The organism is Paenibacillus sp. Aloe-11 (genome assembly GCF_000245715.1).
In the GTDB taxonomy this organism is placed as follows: domain Bacteria; phylum Bacillota; class Bacilli; order Paenibacillales; family Paenibacillaceae; genus Paenibacillus; species Paenibacillus kribbensis.
In genome coordinates this window covers 153694-173978 of record NZ_JH601057.1, presented here as the reverse complement: position 1 = coordinate 173978, position 20285 = coordinate 153694, and the positions used below count along the sequence as shown (strand labels likewise).

At 45.9% G+C, this 20285-nt stretch carries 17 protein-coding genes; 15 read left to right on the top strand and 2 right to left on the bottom strand.

The window, feature by feature from the left end; genetic code table 11:
* The first annotated feature begins 201 nt into the window (after positions 1 to 201).
* From WG8_RS18000 to crcB (WG8_RS17935), 14 genes are all read left to right on the top strand, one after another.
* Complete coding sequence (locus WG8_RS18000; RefSeq protein WP_007431651.1) at positions 202 to 900, top strand: response regulator transcription factor; 699 nt, start codon at positions 202 to 204, stop codon at positions 898 to 900.
* 366 nt (positions 901 to 1266) lie between these two features.
* On the top strand, positions 1267 to 2616 hold the full coding sequence (locus WG8_RS17995) for a 2-hydroxycarboxylate transporter family protein (RefSeq protein ID WP_007431650.1): 1350 nt from the start codon (positions 1267 to 1269) through the stop codon (positions 2614 to 2616).
* A gap of 190 nt (positions 2617 to 2806) precedes the next feature.
* A complete protein-coding gene (locus tag WG8_RS17990) occupies positions 2807 to 5050 on the top strand; it encodes an ATP-binding protein (RefSeq protein ID WP_007431649.1) in 2244 nt (747 codons plus the stop codon).
* 45 nt (positions 5051 to 5095) lie between these two features.
* On the top strand, positions 5096 to 5389 hold the full coding sequence (gene citD, locus WG8_RS17985; protein WP_007431648.1) for a citrate lyase acyl carrier protein: 294 nt from the start codon (positions 5096 to 5098) through the stop codon (positions 5387 to 5389).
* Positions 5390 to 6271, top strand: coding sequence for a citrate (pro-3S)-lyase subunit beta (citE, locus tag WG8_RS17980; protein WP_007431647.1), 882 nt, complete (start codon positions 5390 to 5392; stop codon positions 6269 to 6271).
* 10 nt (positions 6272 to 6281) lie between these two features.
* On the top strand, positions 6282 to 7841 hold the full coding sequence (gene citF / locus WG8_RS17975) for a citrate lyase subunit alpha (RefSeq protein WP_007431646.1): 1560 nt from the start codon (positions 6282 to 6284) through the stop codon (positions 7839 to 7841).
* Positions 7842 to 7895: 54 nt separating this feature from the next.
* On the top strand, positions 7896 to 9068 hold the full coding sequence (locus WG8_RS17970; RefSeq protein WP_007431645.1) for an NAD(P)-dependent malic enzyme: 1173 nt from the start codon (positions 7896 to 7898) through the stop codon (positions 9066 to 9068).
* A gap of 113 nt (positions 9069 to 9181) precedes the next feature.
* Positions 9182 to 10228 (top strand): [citrate (pro-3S)-lyase] ligase, encoded by a 1047-nt coding sequence (gene citC / locus WG8_RS17965; RefSeq protein ID WP_007431644.1) that lies wholly within the window; start codon positions 9182 to 9184, stop codon positions 10226 to 10228.
* 1 nt (position 10229) lies between these two features.
* Positions 10230 to 10760, top strand: a complete 531-nt coding sequence (gene citX, locus WG8_RS17960) for a citrate lyase holo-[acyl-carrier protein] synthase (RefSeq protein ID WP_007431643.1) — start codon at positions 10230 to 10232, stop codon at positions 10758 to 10760.
* 61 nt (positions 10761 to 10821) lie between these two features.
* The gene (gene citG, locus WG8_RS17955; protein ID WP_007431642.1) at positions 10822 to 11709 is read left to right on the top strand and encodes a triphosphoribosyl-dephospho-CoA synthase CitG; all 888 of its coding nucleotides are present in this window, start codon (positions 10822 to 10824) and stop codon (positions 11707 to 11709) included.
* 252 nt (positions 11710 to 11961) lie between these two features.
* Entirely contained in the window at positions 11962 to 14103 is a 2142-nt protein-coding gene (locus tag WG8_RS17950) for a HelD family protein (RefSeq protein ID WP_007431641.1), read from the top strand.
* A 287-nt stretch (positions 14104 to 14390) separates the two neighbouring features.
* Positions 14391 to 15701, top strand: a complete 1311-nt coding sequence (locus WG8_RS17945; RefSeq protein WP_007431640.1) for a replication-associated recombination protein A — start codon at positions 14391 to 14393, stop codon at positions 15699 to 15701.
* A gap of 84 nt (positions 15702 to 15785) precedes the next feature.
* Entirely contained in the window at positions 15786 to 16187 is a 402-nt protein-coding gene (crcB, locus tag WG8_RS17940) for a fluoride efflux transporter CrcB (RefSeq protein WP_007431639.1), read from the top strand.
* Positions 16184 to 16540 (top strand): fluoride efflux transporter CrcB, encoded by a 357-nt coding sequence (gene crcB / locus WG8_RS17935; RefSeq protein ID WP_007431638.1) that lies wholly within the window; start codon positions 16184 to 16186, stop codon positions 16538 to 16540. Before crcB (WG8_RS17940) ends, crcB (WG8_RS17935) begins: the two co-directional genes overlap by 4 nt.
* 143 nt (positions 16541 to 16683) lie before the next feature.
* Here crcB (WG8_RS17935) and WG8_RS17930 read toward each other — a convergent pair whose 3' ends face one another.
* Both WG8_RS17930 and WG8_RS17925 read right to left on the bottom strand, forming a co-directional pair.
* A complete protein-coding gene (locus WG8_RS17930; protein WP_007431637.1) occupies positions 16684 to 17514 on the bottom strand; it encodes a PPK2 family polyphosphate kinase in 831 nt (276 codons plus the stop codon).
* A gap of 189 nt (positions 17515 to 17703) precedes the next feature.
* Positions 17704 to 19449, bottom strand: a complete 1746-nt coding sequence (locus WG8_RS17925) for an alkaline phosphatase (protein ID WP_007431636.1) — start codon at positions 19447 to 19449, stop codon at positions 17704 to 17706.
* Between the two features lie 514 nt (positions 19450 to 19963).
* On the opposite strand from WG8_RS17925, the gene WG8_RS17915 reads away from it, so the two are divergent.
* Positions 19964 to 20212: a zincin-like metallopeptidase toxin domain-containing protein gene (locus tag WG8_RS17915; RefSeq protein ID WP_052310873.1), complete on the top strand. Its 249-nt coding sequence runs from the start codon at positions 19964 to 19966 to the stop codon at positions 20210 to 20212.
* Positions 20213 to 20285 lie beyond the last annotated feature (73 nt).

Here is a 20285-nt window from a genome sequence, read left to right as displayed (position 1 = left end):
TCCATCCGAAATTGATTTTTCCAAAATCTTGACGAAAAGGTTTTATAAAGATATTCAACAAGGAATCAGGGAGTTTTTTGAAACTGTATGACATACAACATATAGAGTTGGCTAAAATGATGCTAGACTAAAAAGTGATGTTTTTTGTATTGTTAAAAAGGGTTTTCGTAAGAGGACTTATAGAAAGGAATGGGGTTAAGAATGAGCAAACCAAGAGTATTGGTAGTTGATGATGAAAACGCTGTCAGAAAATTGATTAAAACGGTTCTTGAAGGCGATGGAATGGTTGTGCTTCAGGCTGAAAACGGCATGGAAGCTATGCGGATGATAAGCGAGGAGCCATTCGATCTCGTCCTCCTGGACATTATGATGGAAAATATTGACGGATATGATGTGCTTGGTCAAACGCGTAATATGGGCATCCATACGCCAATCATTTTTTTGAGCGGGAAAAAAGAAGACACAGATCAGATCATTGGACTTGGACTTGGGGCAGATGCCTATGTTACCAAGCCATTTAGTCCTCCTGTGCTTTGTGCTCAGGTAAAGAACCAGATTAAAAGATATCGCCAGTTTCAGGAATCAAAACAACAAGCCTTACACATTGCGTTGGGACCATTTCTATTCAATCATCATACCTATACGTTTCAAAAAAATAATCAGGAAATCGCGCTGTCATCAAAAGAATTACAACTCATGAAATTTTTTATGGAGCACCCCAATCAGGTCTTCTCGAAAGAACAGCTATATCAAAACATCTGGAAAGATACGGTTGTCGATAATAATACGATTATGGTCTATATCAGACACCTGCGGACCAAAATTGAGGAAAATCCCACAAATCCGAAATATATCAAAACCGTCTGGGGAATCGGGTATCGTTTTTCCGTTGAAAGATAGATTAGCTATACATGATCCAATTACATACGTTCTCTTGAAAGCGCGCCGATGGACCCGGGGGGCTTTTTTTCTATGGCTGATTATTTCTCTATCCAACGAACACATTCTCCGCTGCGGTGAATTTGTCGTACTCGTCGAGATTCTTTAGCCTGCCTCAAACATGTTGAAAACGCTGACATATTTTTGTCACATGGTTCTTAAAAACATTTAAGGATTAGTCAGAATACTTTAAGATTTGCTTTTTACAATTTAGTTATCTCGAATCATCCAATGAGTGAAAGCGTTCTACTACAAAGTCTTGTGAACACCTGGGCTAGCGATTGATTCGAGGATAAAACGCAGATTGATCATCTAGGAGGCGATCAAGTGGTCACAAATAATCTACAAGAAGCCGCAGAGCTTAAACTACAGCCACGAACAGAGTCCAAATGGAAAAAGGTGTTGAATTACAAGATTGGAGGGGTCATTCCTGTAGGCCTGTATATCCCGTTTATGGCTGTTGTCTACTTGCTGATGAACTCCGGAAAGCTCGATAGTGATATGCCTGGGGCTGTATCTGTCATGGTATTGTATGGTTTTATTCTGGCGGAGATTGGAAAGCGCATTCCTATTCTGAAGGATATCGGCGGCGCTGCAATTATGGCAACATTTGTTCCTTCTTACATGGTGTATGCTCATCTTCTCCCGCAGTCAGCCATTGATTCCGTGACTGATTTTATGGAAAATACCAATTTCCTGTATGTGTACATCGCAATTGTTATCGCTGGCAGTATCCTTGGCATGAACCGGGAACTCATGATAAAAGCGGTCGTTCGATTGGCTGTCCCTTTGACGATCGGATCCGTTCTCGGAACAGGCGTTGGTTTGCTTACAGGTGTGGCTTTGGGAATCCCTGCGTATGATACCTTGTTTTACATTCTTGTTCCTATCATGGCGGGAGGCGTTGGTGAAGGTGCGATTCCACTCTCTATCGGCTACAGCCAAATTTTAGGTTCGACCCAGGGTGAACAATTTGCCATGGTTATTCCTGCGGTCATGTTGGGTAGCTTGTGTGCAATTATCTTGTCCGGCTTGTTGAAAAAACTGGGGGATAAAAAACCAGAACTTACCGGCAATGGCACGCTGCTCAAAACAGGAGATAGCGATGTTTTGGGACTTGCAGAGGATAAAAACAAAAAACCGCTTGATCTTTACCAAATGGCTGCCGGAGCCATTTTAGCTATCGGATTCTTCATGTTAGGTACCTTAGCCGCTGAGTTAGTTGGTCTGCCTGGTCCGATCGTCATGCTCTTTGCGGCATTCCTGGCCAAATATTTTGGTTGGTTGCCAAAATTCCTTGAAGACGGAGCGCAACAGATGCAACGTTTCTTTGTTATCGCCGTAACGTATCCGCTCCTGCTTGCGGTAGGTGTTGCTAAAACACCATGGGAGGCACTGATTTCTGTCATTAGCCCTGCTTATTTCATCACCATTTTTGTAACTGTATTAACGGTGGTTGTGAGTGGATATTTTGCTGGCAAGTGGATGAAAATGTATCCGGTTGAAGCTGCGATTATTACTTCTACTCGATGCAGCCAGGGTGGAACAGGGGATGTTGCGATTCTTTCCGCAGCCGATAGAATGGTACTCATGCCATTTGCCCAGGTATCCACACGTCTCGGTGGTGCAGCAACGGTAACACTTGCTATTTTCCTGCTGCGATACCTTACACACTAAGATAGTGAAATCTTAAAAAAAATTAATAATTTGACAGGATACTTTAAGATCTTGTCATTACAATGAAGTTGTCTTGAGACACCATGTTAGTAGACGAATGTGAATGACTGATATAATCGGAAGCGAACTAGCCCTAGCACTAGGGCCAGGGAATGATGGGCTACTAGCACGATGGAGATGACAAAACAGGATGAGATTTCAACGAGAGATACCATTTCATTATCGAAGCCATTTTTCATTCATCACGATGCTAGCGCTTCCGATTTCTTTTCTAGTTCTGCTGTGGATGGCCTACGGCTCGTATATGGACGGAGAACGTACCGTAATTGAACAGCAGCAGCAGCAATTGCTAACGATTGCCAAGTTAAACAGCACGTCTATTGAATCTTTTTTCGACGAACAAATGCACACGCTGCAAATATTGGCAGGCAACCGGCAGATATCGCTCGCTATAGCCAATAAGAATGAAGCTGTGATTAACGAAAGCCTATCTGCTTATTATACCGCCAAAAAAGATAGTATCTATCGGATTAGCCAGGTGAACCTGGAAGGGAGAGTGGTACACACTTTTCCCAAGCGCAATCGTACGGATGCAATGAAAGCCTATGAATTAATCAAGGATGATATACAAAGGGTGCTGCGAGAAAAAAAACCGTTCATCGCAAGTGCCAAGCTGGAGAAGCAAGGCCATTATATTGTGCATCTGTTTCAGCCCGTTTATCTCGATGGGAAATTTCAAGGTGCGCTTATCAGTGTGGTAAATCTAAACGCTGTGTATGAGGAGCTGTTGAAGCCGATTCGTGTGGGGACCAAGGGTTATATCCATGTCAAGGATCAGCAAGGTTACTATCTCATGCACCCGAGCGAAGAAAATATCGGCTTATCGCTATCAGCGATGAAGGCCAAATACCCGGGGCTTGATTACCGCGACCTGGAGAAACTGTTCAAAATGCAGCTTACCCAGGAACAAGGCTCAGCTTTCTACCATTCGTACTGGTGGGGTGACGAATCCTATACCAAGACGAAAAAGATCGAGGCATTTTCCCGTGTTCATCTCGGTGACTCGTTTTGGGTGGTTGCCGCCGCCATGAACTACGATGATGTGAGAGAACCGATTGCACAAAATCGGATTAAAACGATTGAGATTTTTTCAATGATTGTCCTGACGTTGGCTTGTGCCGTTTATATCATCATGAGGACGAAGAAAAATAAAGAGGCTCTGGAATACGAGACGAGGTATTTGCGGGAACTGAATAACAAAAACGAGCTATTGAGAAAAAAGGATCTACAATTGCAGCACTCGCAGAAGCTGCAGTTGATCGGCACGCTATCAGGGGAAATCGCCCATGATTTCAATAATTTTCTAACTCCCATCAGAGGCTATGCAGAAATCATGCTTAGCAGTATAGAACCTACTGAAGAAATTTATGATTACGTCAGTGAGATTTATGATGCTTCCGAGAAAGCAAGAGTGATCATCGAGGAAATCCTGTTATTGAGCCGGCTGGAGAGTGGGAAGGTCAAGAAAAACGCTCCGGTCAAAGTTGAAGAGCAGGTCGAAGAGGCACTGGGACTCATCAAATCCTTCCTCTCGCCCAAAGTGAGTGCTGTGTTCAACAAACGGGTAGATTCAGCCGTTATTTTTGCAAATAAAGTACAGATTCATCAAGTCATTATGAACCTGTGCAACAATGCCTATCAAGCAATGAAAACAGCCGGTGGCGAACTAAAAATCATATTGGATACCATTCCCTTGCAAGAGGTAAAAAAGATCCGCGAGAACGTCTTGGAAGTCAGCGATTACGTTACTTTATCTGTCTCGGATACGGGTAGAGGGATGAGTGACGACACCTTGCAGAAAATTTTTGATCCTTTTTTCACAACCAAACCGGCAGGAGAGGGTACGGGGCTTGGATTGTATATCGTCCAAAGCATTCTCGAAAAACATCAAGGATTTATTACCGTGGATTCGGAGCTGGGCAAGGGGAGTACGTTTACGGTGTATCTGCCGAAAACGGAGTTTGTAGCAAAAGAGACAGAGATCAATATGAACCCTGTGTTTACGGAACAAAAGCGCATTCTTTTGATCGATGATAAACAGCGCGTATTGAAAGCGATGAGAAGAGGACTGGAAGCGTATGGTTTCCATGTTGAGACAGAATCAGACAGTGTGGAAGCATTGCAGCGGTTTGAAAAGTCTCCAAACCATTACGATCTGGTCATTACGGATCAGGCAATGCCTTATCTGACGGGTACAGAATTGGCTGAACGTATCAAGGTAATCAACCCAAGTATGAAGATCATCCTGATTACTGGTTATGTCGAGGATCACGTGGTGGCATACAAGGAGAGATTGATCATTGATGAATACATGTGTAAGCCTGTAGCAGGTTCAGATATGGCACAAATGATTTATAAGGTTCTGCAATCCTGAAGATGGTGAGTATTTACCATCCAATTGGCAAAAGAGGTGTAGACATTGATTATTCAGCAAGCAGGCATGGCCGGTACACTGGAATCAAGCGATATTACGATTTCCGTCGAGCCGAACGGGACGAAAGGCATTGAAATCGAGTTGAAAAGTACCGTAGAGAACCAGTTCGGGAACCAGATTCGCAAAGTGATTCTCGAAACATTACAAGGAATGGGCATTGAACATGCATATGTCCGCGCAAATGATAAAGGCGCACTGGATTGCGCCATTAAGGCTAGAGTAATGACAGCCGTAAGCAGAGTGGTCGAGGGCGACTGCCGACCATGGGAGGCGGAATAGATGCAGAAACTGAGAAGGACCATGTTGTATGTTCCAGGGAATAACCCGGGGATGATCCGGGACGCCCATATTTATGGGGCAGATTCGATTATGATCGATCTTGAGGATTCCGTTTCATTATACGAAAAAGATGCGGCACGTTTGCTGGTTTACCAGGCTTTGAAAACCTTTGATTTCGGGGGAACCGAGGTGCTGGTCAGGGTAAACCCGCTCAATACGCCGTATGGCAGAGACGATTTTGAAGCGATTGTACGAGCGAAGCCAACGGCCATTCGATTGCCGAAAACGGAGACCGCCGATGACGTGATTGAGGCGGATGAATTGATTACCGAAATTGAACAAAAGATCGGCATGGAGCATGGGACAATCAAGCTTTTTGCAGCGGTTGAGAGTGGAAAGGGCGCATTGAATGCGGCGCAAATTGCGGTTGCCAGCAAGCGGCTGATCGGCATCGCCATCGGGGCGGAGGATTTTGTCACAGACCTGAAGACAACGCGCTCGCCAGAAGGCATTGAGCTGTTGACAGCACGAAGCCTTATATTATTTGCGGCAAGAGCTGCTGGCATTGCGGCTGTCGATACGGTCTACTCGGATGTAAATAATGAAGAAGGCTTTGCGAGCGAGGTGGAGCTGATCAAACAGCTAGGCTTTGATGGTAAATCCATTATTAACCCGCGTCAGATCGAGATTGTAAACCGCATTTATACGCCAACAGAAGCAGAGATCCAAAAATCAAAGCGGATCATAGAGGCCAGTCTCGAAGCGGAAGCAAAAGGCTCAGGTGTGATCAGTCTCGACGGTAAAATGATTGACCGTCCGATTGTAGAACGTGCACGTAGAATACTTGACCTGGCGGAAGCGGCAAAAATAAACGTAGAGTAAGGTGAATGTTATGCTAAACGGTGCTGGGAGAGAAATTCCTCTGGCTATTGAGGGACTCGACGCGATATCTCCCTTTGATCGCAAATCGACTTACGGGCAATTTAAAAATACAGAGCGGTTAAAAGACCGCCAGCAAAATCCTGCCAAAAACAAAATTATGGATTCGATAGAGAAAGCCATTGAAGCTACAGGCCTGCGTAATGGGATGACGATCTCGTTCCACCACCATTTCCGCAACGGGGACTTTATTTTGAATATGGTTATGGATAAAATCGCCAAAATGGGTATTCGTGATCTTGTCCTGGCAGCCAGCTCCTTGACGGATATTCATGCGCCGTTGGTAGAGCATGTGCGAAACGGTGTCATCCGCAGAATCGAGACCAGTGGCCTTAGAGGCGAGCTGGCTCAGGCATATTCCTACGGATGGTTTGATATTCCGGTGACAATTAACTCTCACGGTGGTCGCGCAAGAGCGATTGCATCAGGGGAATGCCCGATTGACGTAGCCTTTTTGGGCGCTCCTTCCTGCGATGCATATGGCAATGCAAACGGAACTTCCAGCGCAAATGAAGCTCCATCGGCATGCGGCTCCCTGGGTTATGCCATGGTAGATGCACAGTATGCGCGCAATGTTGTGATGATCACGGACAATTTGGTCTCCTATCCGAACACTCCATTCGCCATTCCTGAAACCCAGGTGGATTATGTGGTCGTCGTGGATCGCATCGGTGATCAGAAGGGGATTGTCTCAGGGGCTACCCGTTACACGAAGAATCCGAAGGAACTGTTAATTGCCAAAAACGCGGCAGATGTGATTGAAGCATCCGGATATTTCGTGGATGGATTCTCATTACAAACCGGCTCCGGGGGGGCTGCGCTTGCAACGACCAGATTTCTGCGGGAAAAAATGCTTGCCGCCAATATCAAAGCAAGTTTTGCGCTGGGTGGTATTACCCAACAAATCGTTGACCTGCATGAAGAAGGATTGATTGAAAAGCTATTGGATGTGCAGAGCTTTGACCTGCGGGCCGTAGAATCGCTGAGAAAGAACAAATTCCATCAACAAATTAGTGCGGAATATTACGCAAGCCCTGAAAATATAGGCTGCGCTGCTCACCAGCTGGATGTTGTTGTGCTGAGTGCGCTGGAGATTGATCTGAATTTTAATGTGAACGTAATTACCGGGTCCGATGGGGTCATCCGTGGAGCTTCCGGTGGACACTGCGATACTGCCGCAGGCGCTGCAGTATCCATCATCGTCGCTCCGCTGATTCGCGGAAGAATGCCTGCCATTCTTGATCGTGTAAATACCATTATCACACCAGGTCATACGGTTGACGTACTGGTTACCGATCAGGGCATCGCTGTGAACCCTCTTCGCCAAGATCTCCTGGCTAGCTTCAAAGCCGCCAGGCTCCCTGTCTTCACGATCGAAGAGCTGCAAGAGAAGGCTACGCGGATTGTCGGCAAACCAGAGCCGATTTCATGGGAAGATAAAATTGTGGGTGTTATTAAATATCGTGATGGTTCCGTAATTGATGTCATTCGTCAAGTGAAACAAGGACGCTAAAATTATAAACCCAAAGGAGGAAGTATTGAGCATCTGCTCAGTACAAACAAACTTATGAGTATAAAAGAAGCCGCTTTACAGGCACACCGCGTAAGAAACGGTAAGCTGGAGATTGCAGGGACAGTACCGGTCGTAAGTAAAGAGGATTTGGCGATAGCTTATACACCTGGCGTAGCCGAGCCATGCAAGGAAATCGCCAAAGATAAGAGCAAAGCCTATGAATACACGATTAAAGGGAGCACCGTGGCGATTCTGACGAATGGGACAGCCGTGCTGGGTCTGGGGGATATTGGCCCTGAGGCAGGGCTGCCTGTCATTGAGGGCAAGGCCCTGTTGCTCAAAGAATTTGGTGGGGTGAATGCGTACCCTATCTGTATCGACAGCATTGATCCAGACGAGTTTGTGCGCACGGTTGAAGTGATTGCCCCAGGTTTTGGAGGCATTCATCTTGAAGATATCAAGGCGCCAGAATGCTTCTATATTGAAGACAAATTAAAAGAAAAACTGAACATTCCGGTTTATCATGATGATCAGCATGGAACGGCAGTTGCTGTGCTTGCAGGGTTATGTAATGCCTTGAAACTTGTGGGCAAAAAAATGGAGGATGTGCGCATCCTCATCAATGGGGCAGGAGCTTCGGGTATTGCCACCGCCAAGCTATTGCTTGCTGCAGGAGCGAAGCATATGGTTCTCTGTGATATGAATGGTGCCTTGGTCGAAGGCGATACCTCTCTCAATGAACCTCAGCAGCAAATCGCCAAGCTGACGAATCGTGATAAAGAAACAGGCAGCCTTGTAGAAGTCATCCAAGGCAAGGACATCTTTATCGGCTTATCGGTTGCAGATGTGCTGACAAAAGAAATGGTGCAGACCATGAGCAATGAAAGCATCATTTTTGCCCTTGCCAATCCGATTCCGGAAATTTTGCCGGAGGAAGCACACCAAGGCGGAGCAAGAATTGTAGCGACCGGCAGATCGGATTTTCACAACCAAATCAATAACCTGCTGGCATTCCCTGGTATTTTCAGAGGCGCGTTTGATGCCAAAGCTACGGACATCACGATGGAAATGAAATTAGCGGCAGCCAGAAGCATCGCAGATCTGGTAACAGACGAGGAGCTTGATGATACCTATATCGTTCCAGATGCGATTGACAAAAGAGTAAGTGCAGCAGTTAGCAAAGCAGTAAAAATCGTCGCAGAACAAAGCGGTGTTGTAAGAAAATAAAGACATTGTCTTTTCAGAACAAATAAACAGGATGCGCATCCTATCCTTTCGCTTGCAGAGTGTGGGATGCGTCATTCTGTTTATTATGACTTCCATGCAGAAAAACGGTGATTATGATGGCTATGTGGATGGAACATTTGCGTGAAGAGATTTTAAATCCAACCTCTGATGACGCTCAAAGAAAGCTTCGCGATTTTCTTAAGCGCCAAGGTCTTGGAATGGACCATCAAATTGAATATACGATGGAAATTGTAGATGGCAGCGACATTGCCGCTACAGGTTCCTTTTCAGGCAGTGTACTGAAGTGCATTGCTGTGGATGAAGCTTATAAAGACCAGGGGCTATCGGCACAAATCGTTAGCCATTTAGTAAATGAAGAATACAGGCGGGGAAGGGCTCACCTGTTTATTTATACAAAACCAGCAAATAAACAAATTTTCAAGGATCTCGGCTTTTATCCAATCGTGGAGGAATCCTCCAAGGCTGTCTTGTTGGAAAACCGATGGGATGGTGTGCGGCAGTATCAGCAGGAACTTTTGCAGGAATCGGGCGATCTTGTACCTTCGGCTGCGATTGTCATGAACTGTAATCCATTCACACTTGGACATCTGCACTTAATCGAGCATGCAGCGGCGGTTTGGGAAAAGGTGCATCTTTTTGTAGTCTGGGAGGATCGATCCATTTTTCCATCAGATGTCAGATACAGACTAGTGGAAGAAGGCGTGAGACATTTGGCCAATGTGGTCTTGCACAAAGGCAAAGACTATATCATCTCGAGCGCAACGTTTCCTTCTTACTTCCTCAAAAATGATGAAGAGGCAGCAAGTACGCATATATCACTGGATTTAAAAATATTTAGCCAGTATATCGCTCCGTTGCTAAATATTCAAAAACGGTATATCGGTCAGGAGCCAAGCTGTGACTTGACCCGCAGGTACAACACGATCATGAAAAAATTACTGCCTTCCGTTGGAATCGACGTAGAGGAAATACCGCGACTGCTATGGGAAGGGGACACAATCAGCGCCTCTGCGGTCCGCAAATATATCCGTCTGGGTCAAATGGATAAAGTGAAGCAGCTTGTACCGGACACGACCTATCAATTTTTATTGTCAGTGGAAGCTGAAAAAATTATCAGGCGTATCAGGGAGATATCATAACATGGATTCGTATGAGGTTACCCTTGAAGAAATGCTGCAGGCACGCGAAAACCGGGCAGATAGACAAAGACAACTGATCAGCAGGTACGCGGTGCCTCTGATCAGCGTGACGATCAATATCCCGGGACCACAGAAGTCCTCTCCAACTAGTAAATACGTTTTTCAAGAAGGCTATCGTATCTTGATGAGCCAACTGGCGGTGAACCAAATGACACCGCTGCACAGTGAAGTGCATGATCTGCTGACAGGCCCGGAAGCATATGTTGCCGTTCAGGCAGACGCGCGAATATTAAAAAAGTGGGCCATTGCGATTGAAGATGGGCATCCACTAGGAAGATTACTGGATCTGGATGTGATTGGACTTCATGGAAGGGCAATCTCCAGAGATGAACTTGGTTTGGACAAGCGAAAATGTCTTATGTGCGAGCAGGCTGCGCATAGTTGTGGACGGAGCAGAGCACATGCACTTCCCGAATTGCTGGAAGCTGTCAAAGCACTGGTGGACAGCTATATACGCGAAAGCATCAAGTAGTCAAACGAGCATGATCGTTCATCATCATTACAAAATCCAGAGAAGAAGGTTGTTAGTATGTATGATTGCAACAAGCCTATTAAGTGATAGCCTTGGTCAACAAGCTGTCCTTGCGCTGCTAACAGAGGTCTCCGCCAGCCCAAAGCCGGGACTGGTAGATCGGTTTAATCGTGGCGCTCACAAGGATATGGACTTCTTTACGTTTATGTCTAGTGCGGTCGCACTTTCCAGCTATTTTGAAAGATGTACAAAGGCAGGAGCTTCCTTTCATGGAGAGGATCTTCGTATACTATTTGCGAATCTACGTCCCTTGGGACAGGAAGCCGAACAGGCTATGTTTGCCGCAACAGGCGGGGTGAACACACATAAAGGTCTTATTTTTTCGCTAGGAATTATTTGTGCTGCTGCTGCGTATTGTTGTACGACACGAGCAGTTGCTGGCAGGCTGGATGAACAAATCATTTGTGAGACCATTGCTCAGATGACCAAAGGTTTATGTGCGAGTGAGCTTGCGTCTCTGAAAAAACCAACAGGCTTAACGGTCGGCGAACGGTTGTATAGAGAGTGGGGCATGACGGGTATACGTGGTGAGGTGGAAGCAGGCTTTCCCACCGTGCGAGAGTATGCTCTGCCCGTCTATCGTGAGTTGAAGTCATCGCAACGATACCATGTGAATGATATCTGTGTTCAAACCCTGTTGCAACTGATGGTTGTTAACGAAGATACGAATGTCGTTGGCAGACACGACAGGGAGATGCTAGCCTATGTCCAGCAATATGCCAAGCAGGTGCTGGAGGCGGGCGGTATCTTGTCAGAGAGAGGTGTCGCCATGATTCATCAAATGAACGATGATTTTGTGCAAAAAAATGTTAGTCCTGGTGGCTCCGCTGATTTACTGGCAGTCACAATCATGTTGGAAAATTTATGTCTAACACCACCTGCAATATAACGGCAATGCGGTTTATAGCCGTCGCAATTTAATGAAAAAAGGCTGTTCCCAAAGTGATATATCCCCTTTACAACAGGCAGGTTCATTCGTAAAACCTGCTGCTGTAAGGGGATTTTTTTATGGAAATGGACGTACCAGGAAATAAGGTTGGATTTTTTTGGATATATATGTTATGATTACTTTCCTTTTTTGTGTCGGAGCAAGTGAAGAGATGCAGAAATCGAGACTTGATATTCTTAGGAGGTAACTGAAATGGAGAATGAGTTTCAAAGTGCCTATCAAGAAGAACAGCACAGGCTGTCGCTTGCTATGGAGGAAATTGATCGGAGATTGGAGCGGCTTCGTAATATACCGGTATACACCGGACATGATTTTACGGAGCAAGTACTGGAATCCGCGCGGGAGGAAAAGCGTCAGGATTTGGCCAAAAGCGCGCAGGAGCCTTACTTTGGACGTATGGACTTTGACGAGCGTGGCAGAGGGCAGCGTAAGCCGCTGTATATCGGTAAGGTCGGAGTGGAGCGTGAAGAAACGTCAGCGTATCCGCTCGTGATTGATTGGCGTGCGCCGATTGCCAGCTTGTTTTACTCGTTTACAGGTGGTGAAGAAACCGCGTCTTACGAAGCTCCCGAGGGAACCATTGAGGGTCTAGTGTATCTGAAGCGCAACGTTGTCATCCGTAAAAGAATCCTGGAACGGGTAGCCGATACGTACAATCGCGAAAGCGACAGGCCCGCCGTTTCCGATGAATTTCTCGTGTATCGTTTGGGGGAGAACAAGGATAACCGTCTACGGGATATCGTCTCTACCATTCAGGCCGAGCAGGATCAGATCATCCGTGCGGCTAAAAATACAGCCCTCGTTATTCAGGGGGTAGCGGGAAGTGGCAAAACGACGGTAGCGCTGCATCGTCTCGCATTTTTGCTTTATCAATACAAGGATCAAGTATCGGCGGACAAGATGGTCATTTTCGCGCCGAACCATATGTTTCTCGATTATATTTCAGATGTACTTCCAGAGCTGGGCGTCGGAAATATTCAGCAAAGTACATTTGCGGACTGGGCGCTCCAGTTGCTGGGGCTGGATTTACCAATGGCGGACCCTGTCGAAACGTTATCTTATTGGTTTGAGAGTGGCAGCCTGAGAAGAGAATCTATGGATGAGGCGCCGGGACGATTCAAGGGCTCGGTTCATTTTATGAAGCTGCTGCAGGCTTTTGTGGAACGGCTGGAGCCTATCTCAGTTCCCGACGGCGACTTTTCTCCATGGGATGGGGCGGTGCTGTCACGGACTGAGATTTTGAATTGGTTCAATGAGGAATACAAGCCCTATCCGCTCGCGAAGCGGAAGGAGCGTGTGCTTGCAAGAGTCCATCGCTGGATTGAAATGGAGCTGAAAAAATCGCCTTCGGCGGCTGCGCTCAAGGAACGTAAGAAAAAAGCAGGGACCCGGGAAAAGGCATATGCTAAAAAATGGCCCCAATACGACGCACTGACGCTTTACAAGCAGCTTTTTCAGGCAGCCAAAGGATTACCTGCAGATACGGCTGCGGAGATGAAGACCTCTTTGCCGGCTGCTATTTTCAAGACCACACAGTCGGATTTACGAAATCAGGTGATCCGCGAAGAGGATTTGACTGCCTTGGTCTATCTTCATGTACTGATTCATGAGGTGGAATCGTCTCAGCGTTTTGACCATGTGGTCATTGATGAAGCGCAGGATTTTTCGCCTTTTCATATCGCATTGCTGGATTTGTTCGTAAAAGGGCACTCCTTTACCATACTCGGCGATTTGTCACAAGGGATTCACGAATACCGCGGCGTACATGCATGGGAGGAAATGAGCTCTCTTTTTGCACCGGAACATACGGGGTATTTTGCACTTACGCGGAGCTATAGATCAACCCTGGAAATTATAGAATTTGCAAATACGATTTTGGAGCAGGGAGTTCGCGGCGGCATTACCGCAGTTCCGGTATTTCGCAGTGGCGATCCGGTGCGTACCGTGTCTTATGACACATCGGGGCGTGAACAGCATTTGCTTACCGCTCTCAAAGAGCTTTCCTCCAAGGAGTATCGCACCGTATCTGTGCTGACACGTACCTTGAAAGAGGCTGTAGAGCTGTATGAGGTTTTCATCAGTGGAGGACTGGATGTACATCTGATTGATGGCGGTAAAAAGCAATATGAAGGCGGCTTGTCCGTTCTGCCTGTGTATCTTTCCAAAGGCTTGGAATTCGACGCAGTCATTGTAGCGGATGCCGACCATGAGCATTATGGAGAGCTGGCATGGGATGCCAAGCTGTTGTATGTGGGATGTACCCGTGCGCTCCATGAGCTATGGCTCATGTATGACGGTGCGCTTCCCAGCTATGTGCAGAAGCAGCCGGAGTAAGGGGAAAACACAGTAGAAAATCGTTTGCATTAGTATTCAAACTACTGTTCACCGTTGTGGTGGATACGATCCGAAGTATACCAGTCTGAGAACAGCCACGGAGTACATCTTTCGTCCAAGGCTGTTCTTTCTTATTGTACGCGGCAGCTTTCAGGTATACAGCTGTGCCATGACCATGCTATCTGCAACTTGTTAGCGGTTATGGTAGAATAAGAGGCGGTTCATAGCGTTTCAGTACAATTGATGATTTGAATTTTCAGGTTTTTAACTATAAGGAAGTGAATAAAATGGACTTATTTTCATATTCCGAGGAGTCGACGCCAAGCAATCGGTTGCTTGCGGATCGCCTGCGTCCAACCTCGCTGGATGAATATATTGGACAGGAGCACGTCGTTGGCCCGGGCAAGCTGCTGCGCAGAGCTATAGAGGCGGATCAGGTGTCTTCTATTTTGCTGTACGGACCGCCGGGGTGCGGCAAAACAACGTTGGCGCATATTATCTCGCAGCATACGCAAGGCGATTTCGTCCGTCTGAATGCAGTAGAAGCATCTGTGAAGGACGTAAGGGAAGTCATTGACCGTGCGCAAACGAATAAATCGATGTATGGGAAAAAAACCATTTTGTTTCTCGACGAGGTACACCGTTTTAACAGCTCACGTCAGGATGCACTGCTGCCTGCGGTGGAAAAGGGGACGATCGTGTTTATTGGCGCCACGACCGAAAATCCCTTTCACTACGTGAACGGCGCCTTGATGAGCCGTTCTACGTTGTTTCAGCTTGAAGCGCTGACGCAGGAGCATTCGCTGGCTGCCATGCGCCGCGCCTTGGGCGATGCGGACAAGGGGCTTGGCTATATGCAGCTTCAGGTGGACGAAGCTGCACTGGATCACATCGCGTCCATGGCGAACGGCGATATCCGCCGCGCCTTGAACGCGCTGGAACTGGCGGCGCTCACGACGCCTCCGCTGGCAGACGGCACGGTTCACGTGACGCTGGAAGTCGCGGAGGAATCCATCCGCCGCCCGATTGTCAAGGCAGACGAGTCCACGCAGTATGACGTGCTGTCTGCCTTTCACAAAAGCATTCGCGGCTCCAGCGACGCGGCGCTGTTCTGGTTCCTGTACGCCGTAGAGAAGCTTGGCATGGACCCGATGACCTTTATTCGCCGTCTCATCGCGGCGAGCAGCGAGGATATTGGCCTTGCGAACCCGCAGGCGATGGTGCAAGCAGTAAGTGCGCTTGAAGCCTACCGCAATAACGGCTGGCCTGAGGCCAGGCTGAACATTGCACAGGCCATTATGTTTGCTGTGGAAAGCCCAAAATCGAATGCCGTATATACGGCGATTTCACGGGCCATGTCGGCGATGGACGATATCAAATCAGCCGAGGTGCCGCTGCATTTGCGCGACGCACACTACAAAGGCTCGGAAAAGCTCGGACATGTTGGTTATCAATACCCACATAACTTTCCGAATCATTATGTCAAACAACAATATTTGCCCGATTCGATAGCAGATCTGACCTTTTACCAGGCTACTGAGCAGGGGAATGAGTCGAAAATCAGGCAAAACCAACGGTGGCGGGAATCACAGTCATAGAAAATTTGTTGCAGACAGATGAGCGGTGTGTGTTAGATACGATTACATTGTGATCATGCAAGAGCGAAGAAGGGGATAAAAAAGATGAAAGACATGCTATTCGTTGCCGCCGGTGGAGCGCTCGGAACTTCTGCCCGATATGGCGTGCAGTCACTGCTGCCTGCGGCCGGGGCGGATTTTCCACTTGGCGTGCTGCTAATCAATTGGCTCGGCTGTCTGTTCCTTGGTTGGTTCTTTACGGTAACTTTGCGCTCATGGCGGATCAAACCCCGCTTGCGACTTGCTATTGGGACAGGCTTTACAGGTGGATTCACTACCTTTTCCACCTTTGCAGTAGATGCTGTACGCCTCACCGTTCACGATCGTATGCTGACGGCTGTGTTGTACCTGCTGCTTAGCGTAGGCGGAGGCCTGTTTTTGACGTGGACTGGTATTCGTCTGGGCACAAATATGACGGAAGCTCCCCCTAAGGAGGAACGTCTATGATCTGGTGGGCGGCGGCAGGCGGGGTTGCAGGTACATTGGCGCGGTACGGGCTTGGCATGTGGGCTGGAAAGCGGTTTGGAGCCGCGTTTCCGTGGGGAACGTGGATCATTAATATCAGCGGTTCCTTGCTGTTGGGGTGGTTGTATGGCGAATTTATGCAGCACCATCTGTCTCCTGCACTCTGGATGCTACTAGGAACAGGCTTTTGTGGCGGCTATACGACCTTTTCAACATTCGGCTATGAATCTCTTCAACTGATGGAGCGTGGAGAATACCGGCGGATGGTTGCGTATGTACTGGCTTCGGTGGTCGTAGGAGTTGCAGCTGCGGCTATTGGTTATAGACTTAGTTAAATAATTATAATACCCCGCATGCAGACTACAAAAGAAAAAAGCCTCCGAATCCAGACCGTGGTATTTTCAGCCGGGGTCGGTTTCGATGGCTTTTTTATGAGGCGTGTTTCACCAAATGTGGATTTAGCGCAGTGCTTATGAAGCTATTTTTTATCCCGTTCTTTATATAGCTCAGGCAAAAGGGATTGCAGTTCCGGTCTTGGATCAGGATCGGACAGCTTCATTTCCTCCAGCGTCTGGACCGCAATTCGCAAAACGGTATAATCTCTGTACCAACGGTTATCCGAAGGAACAACATACCAGGGAGCTTGCTTGGTTGCGCTCAGCTCCAGCACGTCCTCATAGTATTGGGTATATTGCTTCCAAAATTTGCGTTCCTGCAAATCACTTGGATCAAGCTTCCAGTTTTTGTGGGGCTTCTCGATCCGGTCGATCAGCTTTTCCAACTGAAATTGCTTGGAAATATGTAAAAAGATTTTAACCACCTTCACACCGCTATCCAGCAGCAGCTGTTCAAAATGTTTGATATGCTTAATGTTCCGTTTGGCCAGTTTATCGGATACCTGTCCGTGAACACGTGTAATCAGTACGTCCTCATAATAAGAACGGTTGAATGCTGCAATATATCCACGCCCGGGGGTTACACTGTGAGCACGCCACAGGAAATCATGGCTTAATTCCTCAGCCGTAGGTGATTTAAAGCTATGGACCGTCACCCCTGCTGGATTCAGATTCGAGAATACATGCCTGATCACGCCATCTTTTCCGCTGCAATCCATACCCTGAAACACAAACAATACGGCTTGTTTCTTCTCCGTAAATAATTTACTTTGCAATTCCGCGAAACGTTCCTTCAATTGATCTGTTTCCTGCTGAATTTCTTCTTTATTTTTGATATCCTGCGTATCTTTGGGGTCCCAATCTTTTAAAGAAACTTTTTTACCCGGTGTCAGCATTCCTAATGAATTAGACATAAAGGCACGCTCCTTTTCAATTGAAGTATGATATCTTGTCTACATCATATACCCAAATGAGATTGTTATCAAAAATTCCTTATGTAACTAAAATTTGATTCGAAACCATCTGGGGTTTATGAATGAGCATTATAAAAGCGATGACGCAACAATACGTCATCGCTTCGCCTCTCTCAAGAAACAGAAAGTTTATTTATTCGTTTGATCCATCGCAGCATTCAAGCGGATAGCAATATCGGTATTATCAAAGTGACCATCAAACATCTTAGCTGAGGCACCAATTGCATATACCGGAATTTTCTCACCAGTGTGTTCAACAGTTGTCCAAGCTAAACCTGCTTTCTTATTCAATATGCGCGTAGCAGTGATTGTTAGTGGTTCATAACCACCGTAACGAACCAATGTTTCTTGACTATCAATACGATCTTCAGGGGCTTTCATTGTCTCTTTAAAGGCAGCTCCCATTTCATGATACTCACTTTCCGTTAGTAAATATGGATCCTTTTTTGAAGCAGCGGCGTCCTTATTTTGTTTTTCGGCAACCTTCTTCATTTCGCCCGAAAGGCCTGAAGTATCAACTTTATTTTCATTTATTTTTAAAGCTTCACGTTCTGCAAATGTCATGATTTCTTCTTTAACATTTGGATCTAATTTAAGTCCAAAACTCTGTTTTATTAAAGGAGTAACGTCTTCTAATGTTAGATTAGGTTTTTTTTCTTTCATTGCAGCCAGCCTATTATCAAATTCAACATATGATTCTTTTTGTGCTTCTAATAAATCATAATAAGTTTCATATCCAGTCTCTGTATTACCAATGGTGAAGCCACCTGTTGCGTGGTCAGCTGTTACAACGATCAAGGTTTCATCGGGATGCTCATTATAAAATTCAATCGCTTTATTAATCGAATCTTGGAATGCGTTTACCTCAGTTATGGTTGCTTTCGCATCGTTAGCATGTTCAGCCCAGTCAATTTTACCTGACTCAACCATCATGAAGAAACCATCTTTATCATCTTTCATCACGTCGATACCTTTTTGAACGAAGTCTGCTAACGTTTGATCGCCTTGCCTGGTATCCATTGCATAAGGCATTGAGCCTTCATCCTGAAGACGTTCACTAATTGCATATACTTTACCTGTTTTTGCACTAACATTATTAAATTTAGCCTTCGTATCGGCAATTGTATAGCCATTTTCTTTCATAACGGTATATAAATCTTTTTGCTTTCCATCTGTACCAGTACGGTCTACTAGTGAACCGCCTGCGAAGTAATCAAAGTCAGTTTTTGCCATTTGTAATCCAATATCATAATAGCTATTACGATTCTGAACGTTGGCATAGAACCCCGCTGGTGTTGCATGATTTAGTGTAACTGAAGTAATGATACCAACTTTCTTTCCTGCACGATGCGCTTTTTCCGCTACTGAATCAGTAGCCTTATCTAAATCACCGTTCATTCCGACAGTGTCAGTTTGTGTTTTTACACCGTTAGCATATGCTGTAGCGGTTGAAGCAGAGTCTGGAATAAAAGAGTGGCAATCATACGGATTTTGTAAACCAACTACAGGAAATTCGGTAAAGTTCGTAAATTTAGGTTCAATTTTCCCTGTTTCTACTTTACCTGCATATTGTTCAGCAGCCGTTACAGGTGTTACACCCATACCATCACCAATGAATTGGAAAACGTATTTAGCCTTGTTATCATTAATTTTTGAATAATCCTCATATAATGGACGACTTGTATCCGGTTGTTCAACCTCATATCCAGCGGCTGTTTGCTTAGCGGCTGACTTTTGACTAGCTAATTCTTTGGAAGCGGCACCACTAATTGATGAAGCTGAGCTAGACGAAGCTGCATCAATTTGGTCTGCAGCTAAAGTTAATGTTGTGCTCAATGCAAGTAATACTGGAACTGATTTCTTGATAAAACTCATTCTTGGTAACCTCTCTCATCCTAATTTCTTTGTACTCAACGAATAACATTGTAGATCTCGAGTTTTAAATCCTTATGAATATTGTATTTTTTTCGAAAACTTTACTTTACTCCTTCGAGGCCGTACTGTTTGTCTTCTTTCAACTCACAAATGTCATGTTAGAGGTAGAATGTTAACCTACTATAAATTTAAAGTAAATCTATTGTAAATCTCACATTCCGCACCCGCGGCATGTGGCAGTGGATGGAATTTTCAGGGGGGAATAAGCCGCCAAACGGAGGTAGCGATGGTTCCAGATGCAAAACCACCGCTGAGGCCATTCCATTCGATTAACCGAGATAGACCGATTCCTCCAGACCGAGACTGTTCAACACGCGAGTTTCCTCTTTGGTCAAGGGCGAGCGAGCTGTCGGGTTCGGGTGCCGTCCGGCATGCGAAACACGACGACCTTGGGATACTTGAAGATTTAGAAATTGGTGAAAATAAATGGATGAACTGGATATAAAGATTTTGATTGATAAAAAAGGATAAAATTTTGCCTGAAAGTGCTGCGGCTGGTTTTAATCCAGCTACGGGAGAAATAGTGTTGAGAAAAGAACCGACAAATTTGAGCGCAATTCATAAGTCCTATCATGCCAAGCAGTGGAAGGAACTGGGGAAGGATAACTATTTACAACAAAGCACTCTTGAGAGAGAAGAATTCGTTTATAATGAAATTATGAAAAATAAAGAGATATTTAATGACGGGGAGGTTTTTTGCTAGAAACACCAACTCCCCCCTCGGGGGATTCCTTGAAATGAGTTTACACAAAAATCTTGACAGGTCCTAAGTTTCT

Coding starts and splice junctions, on each gene's coding strand:
- WG8_RS18000 (WP_007431651.1), top strand. CDS start 202: ATGAGCAAACCAAGAGTATTGGTAGTTGATGATGAAAACGCTGTCAGA.
- WG8_RS17990 (WP_007431649.1), top strand. CDS start 2,807: ATGAGATTTCAACGAGAGATACCATTTCATTATCGAAGCCATTTTTCA.
- citE (WP_007431647.1), top strand. CDS start 5,390: ATGCAGAAACTGAGAAGGACCATGTTGTATGTTCCAGGGAATAACCCG.
- citF (WP_007431646.1), top strand. CDS start 6,282: ATGCTAAACGGTGCTGGGAGAGAAATTCCTCTGGCTATTGAGGGACTC.
- WG8_RS17970 (WP_007431645.1), top strand. CDS start 7,896: ATGAGTATAAAAGAAGCCGCTTTACAGGCACACCGCGTAAGAAACGGT.
- citC (WP_007431644.1), top strand. CDS start 9,182: ATGATGGCTATGTGGATGGAACATTTGCGTGAAGAGATTTTAAATCCA.
- citX (WP_007431643.1), top strand. CDS start 10,230: ATGGATTCGTATGAGGTTACCCTTGAAGAAATGCTGCAGGCACGCGAA.
- citG (WP_007431642.1), top strand. CDS start 10,822: ATGATTGCAACAAGCCTATTAAGTGATAGCCTTGGTCAACAAGCTGTC.
- WG8_RS17950 (WP_007431641.1), top strand. CDS start 11,962: ATGGAGAATGAGTTTCAAAGTGCCTATCAAGAAGAACAGCACAGGCTG.
- WG8_RS17945 (WP_007431640.1), top strand. CDS start 14,391: ATGGACTTATTTTCATATTCCGAGGAGTCGACGCCAAGCAATCGGTTG.
- crcB (WP_007431639.1), top strand. CDS start 15,786: ATGAAAGACATGCTATTCGTTGCCGCCGGTGGAGCGCTCGGAACTTCT.
- crcB (WP_007431638.1), top strand. CDS start 16,184: ATGATCTGGTGGGCGGCGGCAGGCGGGGTTGCAGGTACATTGGCGCGG.
- WG8_RS17930 (WP_007431637.1), bottom strand. CDS start 17,514: ATGTCTAATTCATTAGGAATGCTGACACCGGGTAAAAAAGTTTCTTTA.
- WG8_RS17925 (WP_007431636.1), bottom strand. CDS start 19,449: ATGAGTTTTATCAAGAAATCAGTTCCAGTATTACTTGCATTGAGCACA.